We start from the raw sequence: 16,646 nt of genomic DNA, 5'->3' as shown, positions 1-16,646 counted from the left end.
CGAATCTAAAATTTAGATTCGGTTTTTTTATTTTCTGTTTCAACAACCTGAAATTGTTAAGGTTTAAACTTTAAAGGAAGATGAACAACCTTTTTGGTTTCAAAAAATTCATCATCAAATATTGTGGCTAAATCGTACAGAGACGCATTTGGAAAATCCTTTAATTCTTCTGCAAGATCTCCGCCTTTAAGATAAAGAATTCCGTTTTTCAATGTATGTTTATGCTGTTTCTTTATTTTATCTTTAATCCAGGAAACAAAATCCGGCATATTGGTTACGGCACGGCTTACAATAAAATCAAAATCGCCTTTTACCAATTCAGCACGCTTTTGTTCTGCTTTTACATTTTTCAATTCTAAGGCATCAACAACTCCCTGAACCACTTTTATTTTTTTGGCGATCACATCAATTAAATAAAAACGGGTTTCCGGAAAAAGAATTGCTAACGGAATTCCGGGAAAACCTCCTCCGGTTCCAACATCAAGAACTGTTGCACCTGGCTCAAATTTCATGACTTTTGCAATTCCTAACGAATGCAAAATATGTTTTGTATATAATGAATCAATGTCTTTGCGCGAAATCACATTGATTTTTTCATTCCAATCGTGGTATAAAAAGTCTAATTTTTGAAATTGTTCGATTTGAAGTTCGGTCAAATCCGGAAAATATTTCAATATCTCATCCATTGCTGTAAATTTTTAACAAAAGTACTACTTTACGATTGAAATATTTAACTCAATTTTGCAAATCGAGAATTTATAATAATTACCTTTGAAATCTATTTAAAATAATTATGAATAACACTGCACCTACATTTGCAAGGCAAGACAATCTGAAGTTCTTTAGAACACTTAACTCTCGGGTAAACAATTATTTCAAAGAAAATAATATTCAGAAAACCGGAAACTGGAAGTTACATCTAAAAGCTGTTATTCTATTTGCTGTTTTTCTGACTCCTTATTTTTTAATCCTTACACTCGACATGCCGTTCTGGGTTATGATGCTTTTATCAATCGTAATTGGTATTGGAATGGCAGGTGTTGGAATGAATGTTATGCACGACGGTAATCACGGTTCTTATTCGACTAAAAACTGGATCAATAAATTCATGGGCGGAACAATTTATGTTTTGGCCGGAAACGTTTATAACTGGCAGGTTCAGCATAACGTTTTGCACCATACATATACAAATATTCCGGGACACGATGAAGATCTTGATGCCGGAAGAATTATCCGTTTTACAAAAGATGCAAAATGGCATAGTTTTCACCGTTTTCAGCATTATTACTCTGTTTTCCTGTACGGATTACTGACTTTTAATTGGGCTATTACTACCGATTTTAAGCAAATGAGAAACTATCTTAAAAGAAAATTATCATACGGGGAACCAAAAAGTCCAAAAATTCTTTGGACAACTCTAATTATTACTAAAGTAATTTATATTTCGATCTGGATTGTTCTGCCAATGGTAATAGGAATTACATGGTGGAAAGTTCTAATTGGCTTCTTTATAATGCATTATACTGCAGGATTAATTTTAAGTATTGTTTTTCAATTGGCACACGTTGTGGAAGAAACGACAAATCCTTCTCCAAACGAATTAGGCGAAATGGATAACACATGGGCAATTCACCAATTGTTTACTACAACCAATTTTGCACCAAAAAATGCAATCGTAAACTGGTACACAGGCGGATTAAACCACCAAATCGAACACCATATTTTCCCGAATATTAGTCATATTCACTACGGTAAAATTGCAAAAATCGTAAAAGAAACTGCAAGAGAATGCAACTTACCATATTATGAATACAAAACAATGACAAGTGCTGTAATTGCTCACTTTAAGCATTTACGCGAACTGGGAATGAAACCTGAACTGGCATAAAAATCAAAAATCTATTAATAATTAACCTTCCTTAATTAAAGTTGAAATTAAGGACATTCAAAATTTTTATAATGAATCATATTCTTTCAGACAGAATCAACAACTTAGCGACATCACAAACTTTAGCAATGGCTGCTTTAGCACGCGAATTAAAATCGCAGGGAAAAGACATTATCAGTTTAAGTTTAGGTGAACCTGACTTTAATACGCCGGATTTTATTAAAGAAGCTGTTAAAAAAGCAGTTGATGAAAATTACAGCACCTATTCTCCGGTAGAAGGTTATTTAGAATTGAGAGAAGCAATTTGCAGAAAATTCAAAAGAGACAATGATTTAGATTACAAACCAACTCAAATTGTAGTTTCGACAGGAGCAAAACAATCTTTATACAACATTGCTCAAGTAATGTTAAACGATGGTGACGAAGTTATCTTGCCGGCACCTTACTGGGTTTCTTATTTCGAAATTGTAAAACTTTCAGGCGGAGTTCCGGTAGAAGTTCCAACATCTGTAGATACTGATTTCAAAATTACACCAGAGCAATTAGAAGCTGCTATCACACCAAAAACAAAAATGATGTGGTTCAGTTCTCCTTGTAACCCATCCGGATCTGTATACAGCAGAGAAGAGTTAACAGCTCTTGCAAAAGTTTTAGAAAAACACCCTAATATATATGTAGTTGCAGATGAGATTTATGAGCATATTAATTTCTCAGGAACTTTCTGCAGCATCGGTTCAATTCCTGGAATGTTCGAAAGAACAATTACTGTAAACGGAGTTGCAAAAGCATTTGCAATGACAGGATACAGAATTGGTTACATCGGAGCTCCGGAATTTATCGCAAAAGCGTGTACAAAAATTCAGGGACAAGTAACTTCAGGAGCAAACTCTGTGGCACAACGCGCTACTATTACTGCTGTTGATGCTGACCCAAGCGTATTAAACCACATGGTTCAGGCTTTCCACCAACGCAGAGATTTAGTTGTTGGATTATTAAAAGAAATTCCAGGCGTAAAAATCAACGTTCCGGAAGGAGCATTTTACGTTTTCCCGGACGTTTCTTCTTTCTTCGGAAAAACATTAAGAGGAACCGAAATCAAAGATGCAAACGACGTTTCGATGTATCTTTTGGCAGAAGCTAACGTTGCAACTGTAACAGGAGATGCTTTTGGAAATCCAAACTGTATTCGTTTCTCTTACGCAACAAGCGACGATTTATTAAAAGAAGCTTTACGCAGAATCAAAGAAGCTTTGGCTCTGTAATTAAAATAAATTATTAAAACGGCTTAAGGTTTAAAGTTTCATCACTTTTTACTTTAAGCCGTTTTTTTATGCAGTTATTTTGGGCGTGTCCGCCGCGGCGGGTCGGGCTATTCGCTGCAAGTCCTCGCACTTCCTTCGTCAGGCTGTGGGCTTTCCACTTCTATCCCTCACGCAAATTGTAAAACGAGAAAATTTCATCAATTAAGCAATCAAATAATTCGTGAAAATTGATGTAATTCGTGGCCAACAAAAAAATCATTTCAAAATTCCCATTCCACAATTTTATAAATCCCTCATGTAATTCTATAATACATAAGGCTTTATAAAATCCCAACTTTGTATTATACATTAATTTAAATATTATTTATTATGATACATACAGATGAAACTACGACAGAAGCAGTTAGTACATTAAATGGATTAATCTCTATTTTGGAAGATGGAAAACTAGGTTATACAAACGCCGCAGAACATGTAGAAAATCAAGCAATCAAAGCTGAATTTTTAGATTATGCACGTGAAAGAGCTTTATTTATTGTTGAACTGCAAGACGAAATCAACAGACTTGGAAAATCAACAGATACATCCGGAGGCGGACCATTAGGAGCTTTACACCGTGCATGGATTGATATTAAATCATCTTTTACAAGTGGTGACACAGAAGCAATTATCAATGCATGTGTAACCGGAGAAGAAGCCGCTATTGAAAAATACAAAATGGCTTTAGAAAAAAATGAACTTGACGGAAGTCAAATTGCAATTGTTTCAAAACAATTAAACAGTATTCAATCTACTTTAGATAGAATTAAAATGAAATCGAATTAATTTATAGATATTTTCGAAAGAAAACCTTCTCAGTTAATAATTGGGAAGGTTTTTTTATTAAAATGTTTTTATTAAATTTGCGAATCGCGAATCGCGAATTAAAAACATAATTATGAAAAAACATAATGGAATGCGACCTCATGATATAGTTATATTATTAAAAATAATTAGCTATGGTGATGAAAATTGGCTGATGAAAGATTTAGGGTATGATCTCTACATTAGTTTAAGCGAAATTAGCGAATCACTGAATAGAAGTGTGCTTAGTGGTTTAATTTCAAGCAATAAAAAAAGAATTATGAAATCTTCCTTATTAGATTTTCTTATTTTCGGATTAAAATATGTTTTCCCTCAAAAGCCCGGACCATTAGTCAGAGGCATTAAAACCTCTCATAGTTCATTACCGTTATCAAATATAATTTTAAGTGAAGAAATTTATGTATGGCCTTATTTGGAAGGAAACAGTAGAGGCTTCTCCGTAGAACCTTTACATCCTAATGTCCCTAAAGCCTGCCTTAAAGATCCAAATCTGTATGAATTATTATCATTGGTTGATGCAATAAGATTAGGCAATAAAAGAGAATTTAATATTGCAGTTGAAGAATTAAAACAAAGAATTTCATAATGAAAAATACAATTATAAATAAAGAAATTATTAAAAAGATTGCTAATGCTTTAGGCGATTTAAACAATGAAGTTATTTTTGTTGGTGGCGCAACTGTAAGTCTATACATTAATGATGAAGCTGCCGAAGATGTAAGACCAACTAAAGATATAGATATTAGTGTGAGCGTTGTATCTATTAATGAGCTAGAGAATATAAGAGAAAGATTAGCTTTTAAAGGATTTTTACAATCCGCAGAATTAGATGTAATTTGCAGATTTAAATTTGAAGAAATATTAGTAGATGTGATGAACACAAACCCAATTTCATGGGCGCCAGCAAATAAATGGTTCAAAAAAGGATTTGAAAATATGGAGAGAATTAAAATTGAACAAAACACAATTCAAATCATGCCCTTCAATTATTTTTTAGCAAGTAAGTTTACTGCATACGAAGACAGAGGTGGTAATGACCCTCGATTCAGTCATGATATAGAAGACATCACCTATATCTTGGACAATAGAACAGATTGGGAAAATTTATTAATAAACGAAAAAGATGAAGAAGTTAAAAGCTATATTATTGAAAATCTAAAACTGATTAAAGAAAATTCTAAATTTCAGGAAGCATTTTTAGGCAATTTATTTTATGAATCAGCGGAAGAACGTTTCAAATTAATTTTAAATAAAATTGATTCAGTCTTAAATTAACTTTTTTTTGCTAAATCAAAATACAATCATTCCATATAAATTAACTATTTCAAAAAAAGTCACTTCAGCATTAGCAAACTCGAAATATTTATAAGAACTTTGCAAACTTTTTTCCGTGAATACCACAAAGCCTAAAGTTTTAAAAATGAAGAAGAAAATTGAAATATTAGCTCCTGCTAAAGATTTAATTGGAGGAATGGCAGCCATCAATAGTGGCGCCGATGCAGTTTATATTGGTGCACCGCAATTTGGCGCACGATCAAATGCCAATAACTCAATTGAAGATGTTGCGGCATTAGTAAAATATGCACACTTATTTAACGCTCAGGTTTTTGTGGTAATGAATACCATTTTATACGACAATGAACTCGAAACATGTCGTCAAATGATCTGGGAATTATACGAAATTGGAGTTGATGCCCTGATTATTCAGGATATGGCAATTATGGAAATGGAACTTCCTCCTATCGTACTTCATGCCAGCACACAAGCCAACAATCGTGACGCCGATAAAATTAAATTTCTTAAAGATGCCGGAATCAAACGTGTGGTTTTAGCCCGAGAATTAAACCTGCATCAAATTAAAGAAATCTACGATCATGCAGATGTTGAGTTAGAATTTTTCGTAACCGGAGCTTTATGTGTTTCTTTTAGTGGAAACTGTTATATGAGTGTAGCAAACGGAGAACGCAGCGCCAATCGTGGTTCTTGCGCTCAAAACTGCCGTTTACCTTATAACTTAATCGACGGAAACGGAGAAACTTTAATTAAAAACAGCCACTTACTTTCTATTAAAGATTTAGATATTTCAGATCAAATTCCGAATTTGATTGATGCCGGAATTGTATCCTTTAAAATCGAAGGTCGATTAAAAGATGTTGTTTATGTAAAAAACAATGTATCGTTTTTACGTCAAAAACTAGACAGTTTCTTAGAAGGAGAAGGAAGGGATAAATATATGAAAGCTTCATCAGGAAACTGTACCTATACTTTTGACTCTTCTTTAAGCAGAACTTTCAACCGCGGTTATACTGACTATTTTGTAAACGACAGAAATAAAAGTATCGGATCTTGGGAAAGCCCAAAATCAAAAGGACAGTACATTGGTAAACTAGTTAAAACGATAGGAAACGCTTACGAAATCGAAAATGGTAAATTCCTAAACAACGGTGACGGACTTTGTTTTATCAACGAAAATAACGAAGCAGACGGAATTTATGTAAACAAGGCAGAAAACGGAATAATATATCCAAATGTTTTAAAAGACATTAAACCGGGAACTTTTATTTACCGTAATAACGACGCTGCTTTCATCAAAATTGTAGAAAGAGAAGACAGTGCCGTTCGAAAAATCAGCACAACATTATTGCTTACAGAAAATGAAAACGGTTTTGAATTAATCGCAACCGATGAGGACGGATACGTAAGCACCGTAAATTTAGAGCATTCAAAAGAGCAGACTAAAACAGGCGAATCAATCGAGGAAAACATCAAAACGCAATTGGCAAAAACAGGTTTTACACCTTATACGGCTAATGAAATCAATATAATGTTTTCTCAAAACTGGTTCCTTCCTATTTCTAAAATCAACGAAATGAGAAGAACGGTTTACGATCAATTAACCGAAATTCGTCTGGCAAATTACAAACGCGAAGAGCACCAATTGGTAAAAACGTCGCATCCGTATCCTGAAACAAAATTGGATTTCATGTACAACGTTTCAAACAAAACAGCTCGTAAATTCTACGAACGTCACGGTGTAACAGAAATCGAAAAAGCATTCGAATTGCAATGGGATCCTGGAAAATCTCGTGTTATGACAACTAAATACTGCATTAAATACGAATTAAAAAAATGCCCAATACATCAAAAAGACATAATGGGTGTTAAAGTAAAAGAACCATTGGTATTAAAACAAGGCGAACTTGAATACAAATTAAAATTCAACTGCAAGCCCTGCGAAATGGAAATTTGGGAAAAAGACGCCGAATTTGAAATCGAGGAAGATCATTTTCATTAATAGCTAACCGCAAAGTTCGCAAAGAATTACGCAAGGTTCGCAAAGGTTTATTTTAAAATCTTTGCGAACCTTTTTATTTTGGGCGTGACCACAAGGGTCGGGCTATCCGCTGCAAGTCCTCGCACTTCCTTCGTCAGGCTGTGGGCTTTTCACTACTATCCCTCACGCAAAACGTAAAACAAGAAAATTTTTGTTTACAATTTAAATCTCCGCAATCTGCAAAATCTGCGTGAGAATAAAATCCATTTTTTTATCTTTACTCTCAAAACTAAATTTAAATGGAAGTCAAAAACAAGATTCAAAAACACGCCATTATTGCTGGGATTTTTGTGACCGCTTTTTTTCCACTTCTTATTTTTTCAAAAACTCTTTTCATCAATTTATGTATCCAAATATGCGATTTCGGCATTTTTTGGAATCCAATTTTCTGGGGCATCTTATTTCCTCTATTTATAATTTTTCTCTTTTGGAATACAGCTAAAAAGCTAAGCTACTCATTAAATCAAATCACTTATTTTAAAGCTTGCTCTCAATTTTCTTTCGTAGTAAGTTCAAAAATCATATTCGCTCTTTTTACGCTTTATATAATCGGACAATTTGTTAACGGATTGTCTGTTGCACTAGAATCACAAATTCCCTATATAATTTTATTTTCAATATTAATGATTTTATTTCTATCATTTTTATTGATGATTTTAACTTTTATAAGCAGTTTACTTATTGTAAAAGCAAGCCAAAACCCTCAAACTTTAAATCAAACAAAATGAAAATACTACTCCTAGGTTCAGGCGAATTAGGCAAAGAATTTGTCATTGCCGCACAACGAATCGGACAAACCATAATTGCTGTTGACAGTTACGAAAATGCACCCGCAATGCAAGTCGCACACGGCTTTGAAGTTATCAATATGCTTGATGGCGAAGCACTTGACCGAATCGTAGCCAAACACAAACCAGATTTTATAGTTCCTGAAATTGAAGCCATTCGCACGGAACGTTTTTACGATTATGAAAAGCAAGGAATCACAGTTGTTCCATCTGCGAAAGCGGCCAACTTTACGATGAATCGTAAAGCCATTCGTGATTTAGCTTCAAAAGAATTGGGTCTAAAAACAGCTAAATATCAATATGCAACTTCGGCAGAAGAATTACAAAAAGCCGTTCAGGAAGTTGGAATTCCATGTGTAGTAAAACCTTTAATGTCTTCTTCCGGCAAAGGACAATCGACTATAAAAACTGAAAGTGATATCGAGAAAGCGTGGCAATATGCCGTTGCAGGATCTCGTGGTGATGTTATCGAAGTAATTGTAGAAGCTTTTGTTGATTTTCATTCAGAGATTACACTTTTAACGATTACGCAAAATGGTAATCCAACGTTATTTTGTGCGCCTATTGGGCACAGACAAGAACGCGGCGATTATCAGGAAAGCTGGCAACCTGCTTTAGTTTCAGAAAGAGACTTGTACGAAGCGCAGGATATGGCAGAAAAAATTACCGAAGCGCTTGGCGGTGCAGGACTTTTTGGAGTGGAATTTTTCCTGACTAATGAAGGTGTTTATTTCTCTGAACTTTCCCCTCGCCCACACGATACCGGAATGGTAACTTTGGCCGGAACGCAAAATTTCAACGAATTTGAATTGCATTTACGTGCGATTTTAAGCTTGCCAATTTTCGAAATTACATTAGAAAAAGCCGGCGCAAGTGCCGTAATTTTAGCTTCTGAAGATTCAACAAATCCAACTTTTACCGGAATCGAAAAAGTGGCTGCTTTACCAAAAACTGATTTCAGAATCTTTGGAAAACCAACTTCAAGACCTTATCGCCGAATGGGTGTTGTTTTAAGCCATGATTCATTGGCAACTCCAATCGAAGAAGTAATCGAAAGAGCAAAATCAACTGCAACACTAATAAAAGTACATTCATAAATGGAGTTAATTCTTGAAAATATTGCCAAACACGTTTCGCTAACACCTGAAGAACAGGCTCATTTCTTATCCAAATTAGAAACAAACACCTACAAAACCAAAACCATTTTATTAAATGCCGGCGAAGTTTGTAAACATTCGTATTTCGTAAATTCCGGAATTTTAAGAAGCTTCAATATTAATGATAATATTGTCGAACATGTTTTATCATTTGCCTGTCAAGGCTGGTGGATGAGCGATATGTATAGTTTTTTTTCGCAAAAACCGGGACAACTTTTTATAGAAGTTTTAGAAGACGCAGAAGTAGTTTCGTTATCTAAAGAAAATCAGGAACAATTGTATCATGATATTCCAAAATTAGAGCGCTTTTTCAGGATTTTAATCGAGAATTCTTTAGTCGCTAATCAACAGCGCTTAATGGATAATTTAAGTTTACCGGCAGAAGAACGCTTTGAAAAATTTACGACAAAATACGGAAACCTGGTTCATAAAGTACCTCAAAAACAAATCGCTTCTTTCATTGGCGTAACGCCCGAATTTTTCAGCAAAATGAAAGCTCGATTATTGAAAAAATAAAGTTTTCCGCCACGAATTCACGAATTATTTTTTGACAATCTTTGTGAATAAAATTCGTGAATTCGTGGCGGAAAAAAAAATTAAAATTGCTCAACCTCTGTAGAATGTTTCATAGCTGTTATGGTTGATTTTCCGATCATAACGGTATTTTGAACGGCATCAAAATAAGAAGTCCCTACAAAAGCCTGATGTTTTACAGCTCGGAAACCGTTTTTCTGTAAAGCGAATTCTCTTTCCTGCAATTCAGAATATCCCGCCATTCCGCGCTCTTTGTAAGCTTTAGACAATTCAAACATACTAGTATTTAAAGCATGGAATCCTGCCAAAGTAATAAATTGGAATTTATATCCCATTTTAGCCAAGTCTTCTCTAAACGTTTCCATTTCGGCAACTGATAATTTTGCCGCCCAATTAAAAGAAGGCGAACAATTATAAGCCAGCATTTTATCCGGAAATTCTTTTTTCATGGCATCGGCAAACTTTTTAGCATAAACCAAATCCGGATTACTGGTTTCCATCCAAATCAAATCAGCATACGGCGCGTAGCTCAAACCTCTGGCAATTCCCTGATCAATTCCGTTTTTTACATAGAAAAAACCTTCAGCCGTTTTTTCGCCAGTTATAAATTTTGCGTCTCTCGGATCTGCATCGCTGGTTAATAAATTAGCGGCATCAGCATCCGTTCTTGCAACAATTAAAGTTGAAACTCCCATAACATCTGATGCCAAACGCGCTGCAATTAATTTATTGATAGCTTCCTGAGTGGGTACCAAAACTTTACCGCCCAAATGCCCGCACTTTTTAGCAGAACTCAATTGATCTTCAAAATGAACTCCGGATGCTCCGGCTTCAATCATAGATTTCATTAGTTCGAAAGCATTGAGGTTTCCGCCAAAACCGGCTTCGGCATCAGCCACAATCGGAACCAGATAATCTTTTTTATCTTCAACTCTGTTTACAGTCTGAATCTGATCAGCGCGCAACAAAGCATTATTTATTTTTTTAACCACCATTGGCACGCTATTTACCGGATAAAGCGATTGGTCAGGATACATTTCGCCAGCCAAATTCGCATCGGCCGCCACTTGCCAGCCACTCAAATAAATCGCTTCTAAACCAGCGTCGACTTCCTGAATCGCCTGATTTCCTGTTAACGCGCCCAAACCAGCAACATAATCCTGATTTTTTAACTTTTTCCATAATTTTTGCGCTCCCATTTTGGCAATAGAATACTCAATTTGATAAGAGCCCTGAAGTGTAACTACTTCTGTAGCCGTATAAGGACGCTCAACACCTTTCCATCTTGGGTTCGTAATCCAATCGTTAATCAATTCCTGAATTCTGTCTTCTGTTGTTTTCATAAATAGTTTAAGTTAAAGTGGTTAGTAAGTAAATAGTTCTCAGTCTCAGTTTTCAGTTTTCAACTCAGACTCTAAATTTTATTCTTTGAGTTTAATTTTTAAACACATAGAGACATAGTTTTTCTTTGTGGTTAAAGGCATTTCATTTGTTTTAAACAAACATAGCTATGTGTTAAAAACTAGTTTTTTTTATAAACTTTTTTTAATTGAAACTTAAACCTATGTCTCTATGTGTTAAAAAAGTATTCTAATTTCATCTGCCTAATCTGCGTGAAAAATATTTTTAATTTTTAATTCCCAATTTTCAATTGTTACAGGTATTTGTAACAAGGAATAGTTAGGAAATCAACGAAATCAGTATTTACGACTAATCTTTCCAATACTTTTTCAGCCAATGGAAATTGCTTTTTTTCGTGAATTTCTTCGCCTAATCCGTCTTTTATTTTTTTGAATTCATCTAAAGCCAATTCGTGATAATAAGCCAAATCTAGCTTCCTGCCATTATCCAAAAGCACTTTATTCTGAAGCCATTGCCACAATTGCGATCTCGAAATTTCGGCTGTTGCAGCATCTTCCATTAAATTATGCAATGCAGCTGCGCCTTGTCCGTTTAGCCAGGAAGCCAAATACAAAACGCCAACATTGATATTTTTTCGAACGCCGTTTTCAGTAATGATTCCAATTGGTGGTTCAATCAAATCAGCTTCTGTAATTTTGCGGTGTTCTCTTTTTATATGAATTTGATTTGGAGTCGGCATTCCTTTATCAAAGATTACTTTTGCTATTGAAACCAAATCCGGATGCGCGACCCAGGTTCCGTCGTGACCGTTTCGAACTTCACGCTCTTTGTCGGTTTTTACTTTTGCGAAAGCAATAGCATTAGCTTCTTCATTATTCTTAATCGGAATTTGAGCCGCCATTCCGCCAATGGCATGAATCCCGCGCTTATGACATCTTTGAATTACTAAATTGGAATACGCATTCATAAAAGGCGAAGTCATATTTACCTGATCGCGATCCGGAACAATGAACTTTGGATTTTTTCGGAACTTTTTAATGTATGAGAAAATATAATCCCAACGTCCGCAATTCAGGCCCACAATATGTTCTTTCAATTCATAAATAATTTCATCTAATTGAAAACTGGCTGTTATCGTTTCAATTAAAACTGTCACTTTTATTGTTCCTCGTTTCAGTTTCAAATAATCTTCTGTAAAATCAATTACATTATTCCACCAACGCGCTTCCAGATAATGTTCCAATTTTGGAATATAGAAATACGGTCCCGAATTGTTTTCTAAAAGCTTTTTATGATTATGAAAAACATACAATCCAAAATCTACCAACGAACCGGAAACCGGATTTCCTTCAACTGAAAGATGTTTCTCCGTTAAATGCAATCCTCTTGGGCGAACAATTAGAGTTGCAATTTTTTCATTCAATTGATAACTTTTGTTTTTGGCTTCATCTGTATACGAAATTGTTTTATTTACAGCATCAATCAGATTCATTTGCCCATCCATCAAATTTTGCCAGGTTGGCGAAGTACTATCCTCAAAATCAGCCATGAAAGTTTTTGCTCCCGAATTCAATGCATTTATTATCATTTTGCGATCGACTGGCCCGGTAATTTCTACTCGGCGATCTAATAAATCTTTCGGTATTTCTCCAGCTGTCCAATTACTTTCTCTAACGGTTTTAGTTTCTGAAGGAAAAGCCGGCATTATACCCTGATCAAACATGACTTGTTTTTGATCGCGTTGCAGCAACAGCAATTTTCGTTGCGATTCGAATTTTCGATGCAAATCAGTTATAAAATTGATCGCTTCTTCTGTCCAGATTACTGGATAAGAAAGCTTCTTTTCGGCTAAAAATTCCATTGCCGTTTCGGTAATTTCTAATTGGTTTTTCATAGCTGTTAATTTTAATTATTATCAATTTGTTTATTCAATTTCACAAACAAAACATAACAATCTGATAGTTAATATTTTCTACACCACAATATTAGAAAAAAGTTTTTTACAAAACAAGCGAACGTTCGCTAAATATTAAAAATAATTTTTTGGCGATTATTTACAAAATGGTTATATTTGAATTATGGATATCGAAAAAGACTATATAAAGCTGATATTTGGGCTAAAATTGAAGCAAGTCCGCACACAAAAAAATCTTTCTCTTTTTGGTTTAGCCAAATTGACAAATCTTTCAAAATCGTATTTAAACGAAATTGAAAAGGGCAAAAAATATCCAAAAGCAGACAAAATTTTGCTTTTATGCAAACATTTGGATGTCTCTTACGACCAAATGGTTTCCCTAAAACTCGATAACAACCTCGCTCCCATTGGAGAAATCTTAAAATCAGGCATTTTAAAAGAAATCCCGCTGGAACTTTTTGGCATTCAGGAAGCTGATTTAATAGATATAATTGCCAATGCTCCTGCAAAAGTCAATGCGTTTATTAGTACGATTATTGAAATCGCACAACATTATAATTTAAGCAGAGAGAGTTTCTTTCTTGCTGCTTTACGATCTTATCAGGAAGCACACAGTAATTATTTTGAAGATTTAGAAGAAAAAGTAATTGCGTTTTCAAAGTCCTTCCAAATTAATTTAGATTCTAAAATTACTATTGGAGAATTAGAAGCCATTCTAAAAGAAGAATTCGAATATACCATTAAAGAAATCGCCTTTACAGATCAGGAAGCTTTAGAAGATTTGCGCTCGATTTATGTTCCGAAAAGCAAGACTTTGCTGCTTTCAACCGAAATCGACAATCCTCAAAAAGCTTTTATTTTAGCGAAAGAAATCGCCTATAATTATTTAAAAATCTCTGATCGTTTACTGACTTTCAGCTGGATTAAATTTGACAATTTTGACCAGGTTTTGCATAATTTTTACGCTTCTTATTTTGCGGGCGCTTTATTATTACCGAGACAATTGGTGGTTAATAAAATCAATAATTTTTTAAATAATGAAAATCCAAATCCGGAAGAATTTGTCACTTTAATAGAAAGTTTTGAAGTTTCTCCGGAATCGTTTTATCAAAGATTAACGAATTTACTGCCGAAAGATTTTCAGCTGAAAAATCTATTCTTTTTAAGAATGTCACATCCTATTGGCTCTGATATTTATCAGATTAAAAAAGAATTACACATTACAAATCAGCAGGAACCGCACGCTAACGAAACCAATGAACATTATTGCAGAAGATGGGTTTCGGTAAAAACCATAAATGAAGCTATCAGACAAAACAAACCTCACTTTTTTGATGCACAAATTTCAAGTTATGTGCATAGCGGAAATGAATATTTGGTTTTTTCATCGGCCACAAAAGATCCTTTTATAAAAGATAATATTCGCAGTATTTCTGTTGGAATTCTAATTAATCCAACCATGAAAAAGAAATTTAAATTCATAGAAGGAAAACCTCTCGTTAAGAGAATTGTTGGCGTTACCTGCGAAACCTGCGATGTAAAAAATTGCATGGAAAGAGCTGCGCCGCCAATTGCGTTAGAGAAAAAAAGACGTCATGATAATACGGATTTTGTTGTACAGCAGTTTATTAGTCAATATAGTTAGAATTTTAGATTGCAGAGTTTAGATTTTAGATTTTTCTCGATTTTGTCATCTCGACGAAGGAGAGATCGCACTAGAAATTCCAATCCTATAATCGTCAATCTTTGTCGAGCCACTTGCGCAGAATGGATTGAAATCTATCCCTACAATATAATTCGTTCCTCTGGAACTTTTATACATATTGGAAATATGCATTTCTTATGAAAATGAAACTTCTAGCATAGCCCCGATAGAAGTGAAAATCCTTTTGTGCCGGGGTTCGGCAGAAAAGATTGAAACGAATAGCGGGACGTCACGTCTTTTGAAAACCAAAAATTTCTGCTTCAAAAAAAGCTCAAAACTTTTCTTAATCTAGGTTAAGTGCGTTTTGATTACTACCGCCGTAAATTTGTACTATAAAAATAAAGAAACAATAGATCATGGAAAATATAGTATTACACAAAGCAGAAACAAGAGGAAACGCAAATCATGGATGGCTTAATGCTTATCACAGTTTTAGTTTTGCGAGCTGGTACAATCCGGATAGAATTCAGTTTGGCGCACTTCGTGTTTTGAACGATGACACAATTGCGGGCGGAATGGGTTTTGGTACGCATCCTCACGATAATATGGAAATCATTACGATTCCGTTAGAAGGTGATTTAGCACACAAAGACAGTATGGGAAATACTGAAATTATCAAAAATGGCGATATTCAGGTAATGAGTGCCGGAACCGGAGTTCAACATAGTGAGTTTAATCCAAATGCAGATCAGCAGACTAAATTATTGCAAATTTGGTTGTTTCCTAACAAAAGAAATGTTTCGCCTCGTTACCAACAAATTACTTTGGATGTGGCGGACAGACATAACAAACTATCTCAAATTTTATCGCCAAATGCAGATGATGAAGGAGTTTGGATTCATCAGGATGCCTGGTTTAATATGGGAAATTTTGATGCCGGAACTGCAACAGAATATAAATTAAAAAAAGAAGGAAACGGGGTTTATGCTTTCATTCTAAAAGGAAACGTAACGATAAACGATCAGGAATTAAATACTCGTGACGCGATGGGAATTTCTGATTTTGAAACTTTAAATATAAAGGCAAATACGGATGCAGAGTTTCTTTTAATGGAAATTCCGATGAACTATTAATCAATAGCAATTTTTCAAACAACAAAAACAAAACAAACCGGGAATCAAAAGTTATTTCATTTTTATTTCTTAATCTAGGTTAAGTGCCAAATGAAGACTGTCGAAGTAACTTTGTCCTATCAAAATGAAATTAATATTTTAAAAATAAAAATTATGGCAACTACAAAATGGTCAATTGACCCAACTCACTCAGAAATTGGTTTTAAAGTTAAACACATGATGTTTACAAATGTTTCCGGTAAATTTGGAACTTACGATGCTTCAATCACTACGGAAGGAAATGATTTTGAAAACGCAGCAATCGAATTTTCAGGCGATATTGCTTCTATCGATACTGCAAATGCAGACAGAGACGGTCACCTAAGAAGCGCTGATTTCTTTGATGCTGAAAACAATCCAAAATTAACTTTCAAAGCTTCATCTTTCAAAAAAATTGATGATGGAGATTATGAATTAACTGGAGATTTAACTATTAAAGGTGTTTCTAAATCAGTTAAATTTCCTGTAGAATTTAGCGGAATCATGACTGATCCTTGGGGAAATACTAAAGTAGGTTTAAGCATTGAAGGCAAAATTAATCGTAAAGATTGGGGTTTAAACTGGAATTCTGCTCTTGAAACCGGGGGAGTTTTAGTTGGAGAAGAAGTTCGTTTAAACATTGAATTGCAATTTGTAAAACAAGCTTAATCTTGTAATAAATAGGTTTAATTTGGTTGGTTAAAAAGCCTGTACTTTTTCGGAAGTGCAGGCTTTTTTTTATAGCC

15 protein-coding genes are annotated in these 16,646 nt (G+C 34.5%); 12 read left to right on the top strand and 3 right to left on the bottom strand.

Features of this window, described 5'->3' with window-relative positions; genetic code table 11:
- Nucleotides 1-56: 56 nt before the first annotated feature.
- Nucleotides 57-686, bottom strand: a complete 630-nt coding sequence (gene rsmG / locus AC3QL1_RS08770; protein ID WP_492496845.1) for a 16S rRNA (guanine(527)-N(7))-methyltransferase RsmG — start codon at nucleotides 684-686, stop codon at nucleotides 57-59.
- A 107-nt stretch (nucleotides 687-793) separates the two neighbouring features.
- On the opposite strand from rsmG, the gene AC3QL1_RS08765 reads away from it, so the two are divergent.
- From AC3QL1_RS08765 to AC3QL1_RS08725, 9 genes are all read left to right on the top strand, one after another.
- A complete protein-coding gene (locus tag AC3QL1_RS08765) occupies nucleotides 794-1,888 on the top strand; it encodes a fatty acid desaturase family protein (RefSeq protein ID WP_492496843.1) in 1,095 nt (364 codons plus the stop codon).
- Between the two features lie 71 nt (nucleotides 1,889-1,959).
- The gene (locus AC3QL1_RS08760; RefSeq protein ID WP_492496841.1) at nucleotides 1,960-3,150 is read left to right on the top strand and encodes a pyridoxal phosphate-dependent aminotransferase; all 1,191 of its coding nucleotides are present in this window, start codon (nucleotides 1,960-1,962) and stop codon (nucleotides 3,148-3,150) included.
- A 369-nt stretch (nucleotides 3,151-3,519) separates the two neighbouring features.
- Nucleotides 3,520-3,975 carry a ferritin-like domain-containing protein gene (locus tag AC3QL1_RS08755; protein WP_492496839.1) on the top strand — a complete coding sequence of 152 codons (456 nt, stop codon included), beginning with the start codon at nucleotides 3,520-3,522 and terminating at the stop codon, nucleotides 3,973-3,975.
- 112 nt (nucleotides 3,976-4,087) lie between these two features.
- Entirely contained in the window at nucleotides 4,088-4,600 is a 513-nt protein-coding gene (locus AC3QL1_RS08750) for a hypothetical protein (protein WP_492496837.1), read from the top strand.
- On the top strand, nucleotides 4,600-5,289 hold the full coding sequence (locus tag AC3QL1_RS08745) for a nucleotidyl transferase AbiEii/AbiGii toxin family protein (protein ID WP_492496835.1): 690 nt from the start codon (nucleotides 4,600-4,602) through the stop codon (nucleotides 5,287-5,289). The genes AC3QL1_RS08750 and AC3QL1_RS08745 overlap by 1 nt, the downstream gene beginning before the upstream one ends.
- 145 nt (nucleotides 5,290-5,434) lie before the next feature.
- Complete coding sequence (locus tag AC3QL1_RS08740) at nucleotides 5,435-7,309, top strand: peptidase U32 family protein (protein ID WP_492496834.1); 1,875 nt, start codon at nucleotides 5,435-5,437, stop codon at nucleotides 7,307-7,309.
- A 278-nt stretch (nucleotides 7,310-7,587) separates the two neighbouring features.
- Nucleotides 7,588-8,076, top strand: coding sequence for a hypothetical protein (locus AC3QL1_RS08735; RefSeq protein WP_492496832.1), 489 nt, complete (start codon nucleotides 7,588-7,590; stop codon nucleotides 8,074-8,076).
- Nucleotides 8,073-9,233, top strand: a complete 1,161-nt coding sequence (gene purT, locus AC3QL1_RS08730) for a formate-dependent phosphoribosylglycinamide formyltransferase (protein ID WP_492496830.1) — start codon at nucleotides 8,073-8,075, stop codon at nucleotides 9,231-9,233. Before AC3QL1_RS08735 ends, purT begins: the two co-directional genes overlap by 4 nt.
- Complete coding sequence (locus AC3QL1_RS08725) at nucleotides 9,234-9,809, top strand: Crp/Fnr family transcriptional regulator (protein WP_492496828.1); 576 nt, start codon at nucleotides 9,234-9,236, stop codon at nucleotides 9,807-9,809. It abuts the gene before it with no gap.
- Between the two features lie 80 nt (nucleotides 9,810-9,889).
- On the opposite strand, the gene aceA is transcribed toward AC3QL1_RS08725, so the two are convergent.
- Together aceA and aceB are read right to left on the bottom strand one after the other, a co-directional pair.
- Nucleotides 9,890-11,170, bottom strand: a complete 1,281-nt coding sequence (gene aceA / locus AC3QL1_RS08720) for an isocitrate lyase (protein ID WP_492496826.1) — start codon at nucleotides 11,168-11,170, stop codon at nucleotides 9,890-9,892.
- 311 nt (nucleotides 11,171-11,481) lie between these two features.
- Nucleotides 11,482-13,083: a malate synthase A gene (gene aceB, locus AC3QL1_RS08715; protein ID WP_492496824.1), complete on the bottom strand. Its 1,602-nt coding sequence runs from the start codon at nucleotides 13,081-13,083 to the stop codon at nucleotides 11,482-11,484.
- A gap of 184 nt (nucleotides 13,084-13,267) precedes the next feature.
- Here aceB and AC3QL1_RS08710 point away from each other — a divergent pair, with 184 nt between their 5' ends.
- The 3 genes from AC3QL1_RS08710 to AC3QL1_RS08700 all read left to right on the top strand — a co-directional run bounded on the left by AC3QL1_RS08710 (nucleotide 13,268) and on the right by AC3QL1_RS08700 (nucleotide 16,569).
- A complete protein-coding gene (locus AC3QL1_RS08710; protein ID WP_492496822.1) occupies nucleotides 13,268-14,749 on the top strand; it encodes a helix-turn-helix domain-containing protein in 1,482 nt (493 codons plus the stop codon).
- Nucleotides 14,750-15,165: 416 nt separating this feature from the next.
- The gene (locus AC3QL1_RS08705) at nucleotides 15,166-15,882 is read left to right on the top strand and encodes a pirin family protein (RefSeq protein WP_492496821.1); all 717 of its coding nucleotides are present in this window, start codon (nucleotides 15,166-15,168) and stop codon (nucleotides 15,880-15,882) included.
- Between the two features lie 153 nt (nucleotides 15,883-16,035).
- The gene (locus tag AC3QL1_RS08700; protein ID WP_492496819.1) at nucleotides 16,036-16,569 is read left to right on the top strand and encodes a YceI family protein; all 534 of its coding nucleotides are present in this window, start codon (nucleotides 16,036-16,038) and stop codon (nucleotides 16,567-16,569) included.
- Nucleotides 16,570-16,646: the final 77 nt, after the last annotated feature.

The organism is Flavobacterium sp. GW823-FHT04A11 (genome assembly GCF_058796535.1).
Note: the sequence above shows the minus strand (reverse complement) of the source record. Positions and strands in the feature narration are given on the sequence as shown.

Coding starts and splice junctions, on each gene's coding strand:
- rsmG (WP_492496845.1), bottom strand. CDS start 686: ATGGATGAGATATTGAAATATTTTCCGGATTTGACCGAACTTCAAATC.
- AC3QL1_RS08765 (WP_492496843.1), top strand. CDS start 794: ATGAATAACACTGCACCTACATTTGCAAGGCAAGACAATCTGAAGTTC.
- AC3QL1_RS08760 (WP_492496841.1), top strand. CDS start 1,960: ATGAATCATATTCTTTCAGACAGAATCAACAACTTAGCGACATCACAA.
- AC3QL1_RS08755 (WP_492496839.1), top strand. CDS start 3,520: ATGATACATACAGATGAAACTACGACAGAAGCAGTTAGTACATTAAAT.
- AC3QL1_RS08750 (WP_492496837.1), top strand. CDS start 4,088: ATGAAAAAACATAATGGAATGCGACCTCATGATATAGTTATATTATTA.
- AC3QL1_RS08745 (WP_492496835.1), top strand. CDS start 4,600: ATGAAAAATACAATTATAAATAAAGAAATTATTAAAAAGATTGCTAAT.
- AC3QL1_RS08740 (WP_492496834.1), top strand. CDS start 5,435: ATGAAGAAGAAAATTGAAATATTAGCTCCTGCTAAAGATTTAATTGGA.
- AC3QL1_RS08735 (WP_492496832.1), top strand. CDS start 7,588: ATGGAAGTCAAAAACAAGATTCAAAAACACGCCATTATTGCTGGGATT.
- purT (WP_492496830.1), top strand. CDS start 8,073: ATGAAAATACTACTCCTAGGTTCAGGCGAATTAGGCAAAGAATTTGTC.
- AC3QL1_RS08725 (WP_492496828.1), top strand. CDS start 9,234: ATGGAGTTAATTCTTGAAAATATTGCCAAACACGTTTCGCTAACACCT.
- aceA (WP_492496826.1), bottom strand. CDS start 11,170: ATGAAAACAACAGAAGACAGAATTCAGGAATTGATTAACGATTGGATT.
- aceB (WP_492496824.1), bottom strand. CDS start 13,083: ATGAAAAACCAATTAGAAATTACCGAAACGGCAATGGAATTTTTAGCC.
- AC3QL1_RS08710 (WP_492496822.1), top strand. CDS start 13,268: ATGGATATCGAAAAAGACTATATAAAGCTGATATTTGGGCTAAAATTG.
- AC3QL1_RS08705 (WP_492496821.1), top strand. CDS start 15,166: ATGGAAAATATAGTATTACACAAAGCAGAAACAAGAGGAAACGCAAAT.
- AC3QL1_RS08700 (WP_492496819.1), top strand. CDS start 16,036: ATGGCAACTACAAAATGGTCAATTGACCCAACTCACTCAGAAATTGGT.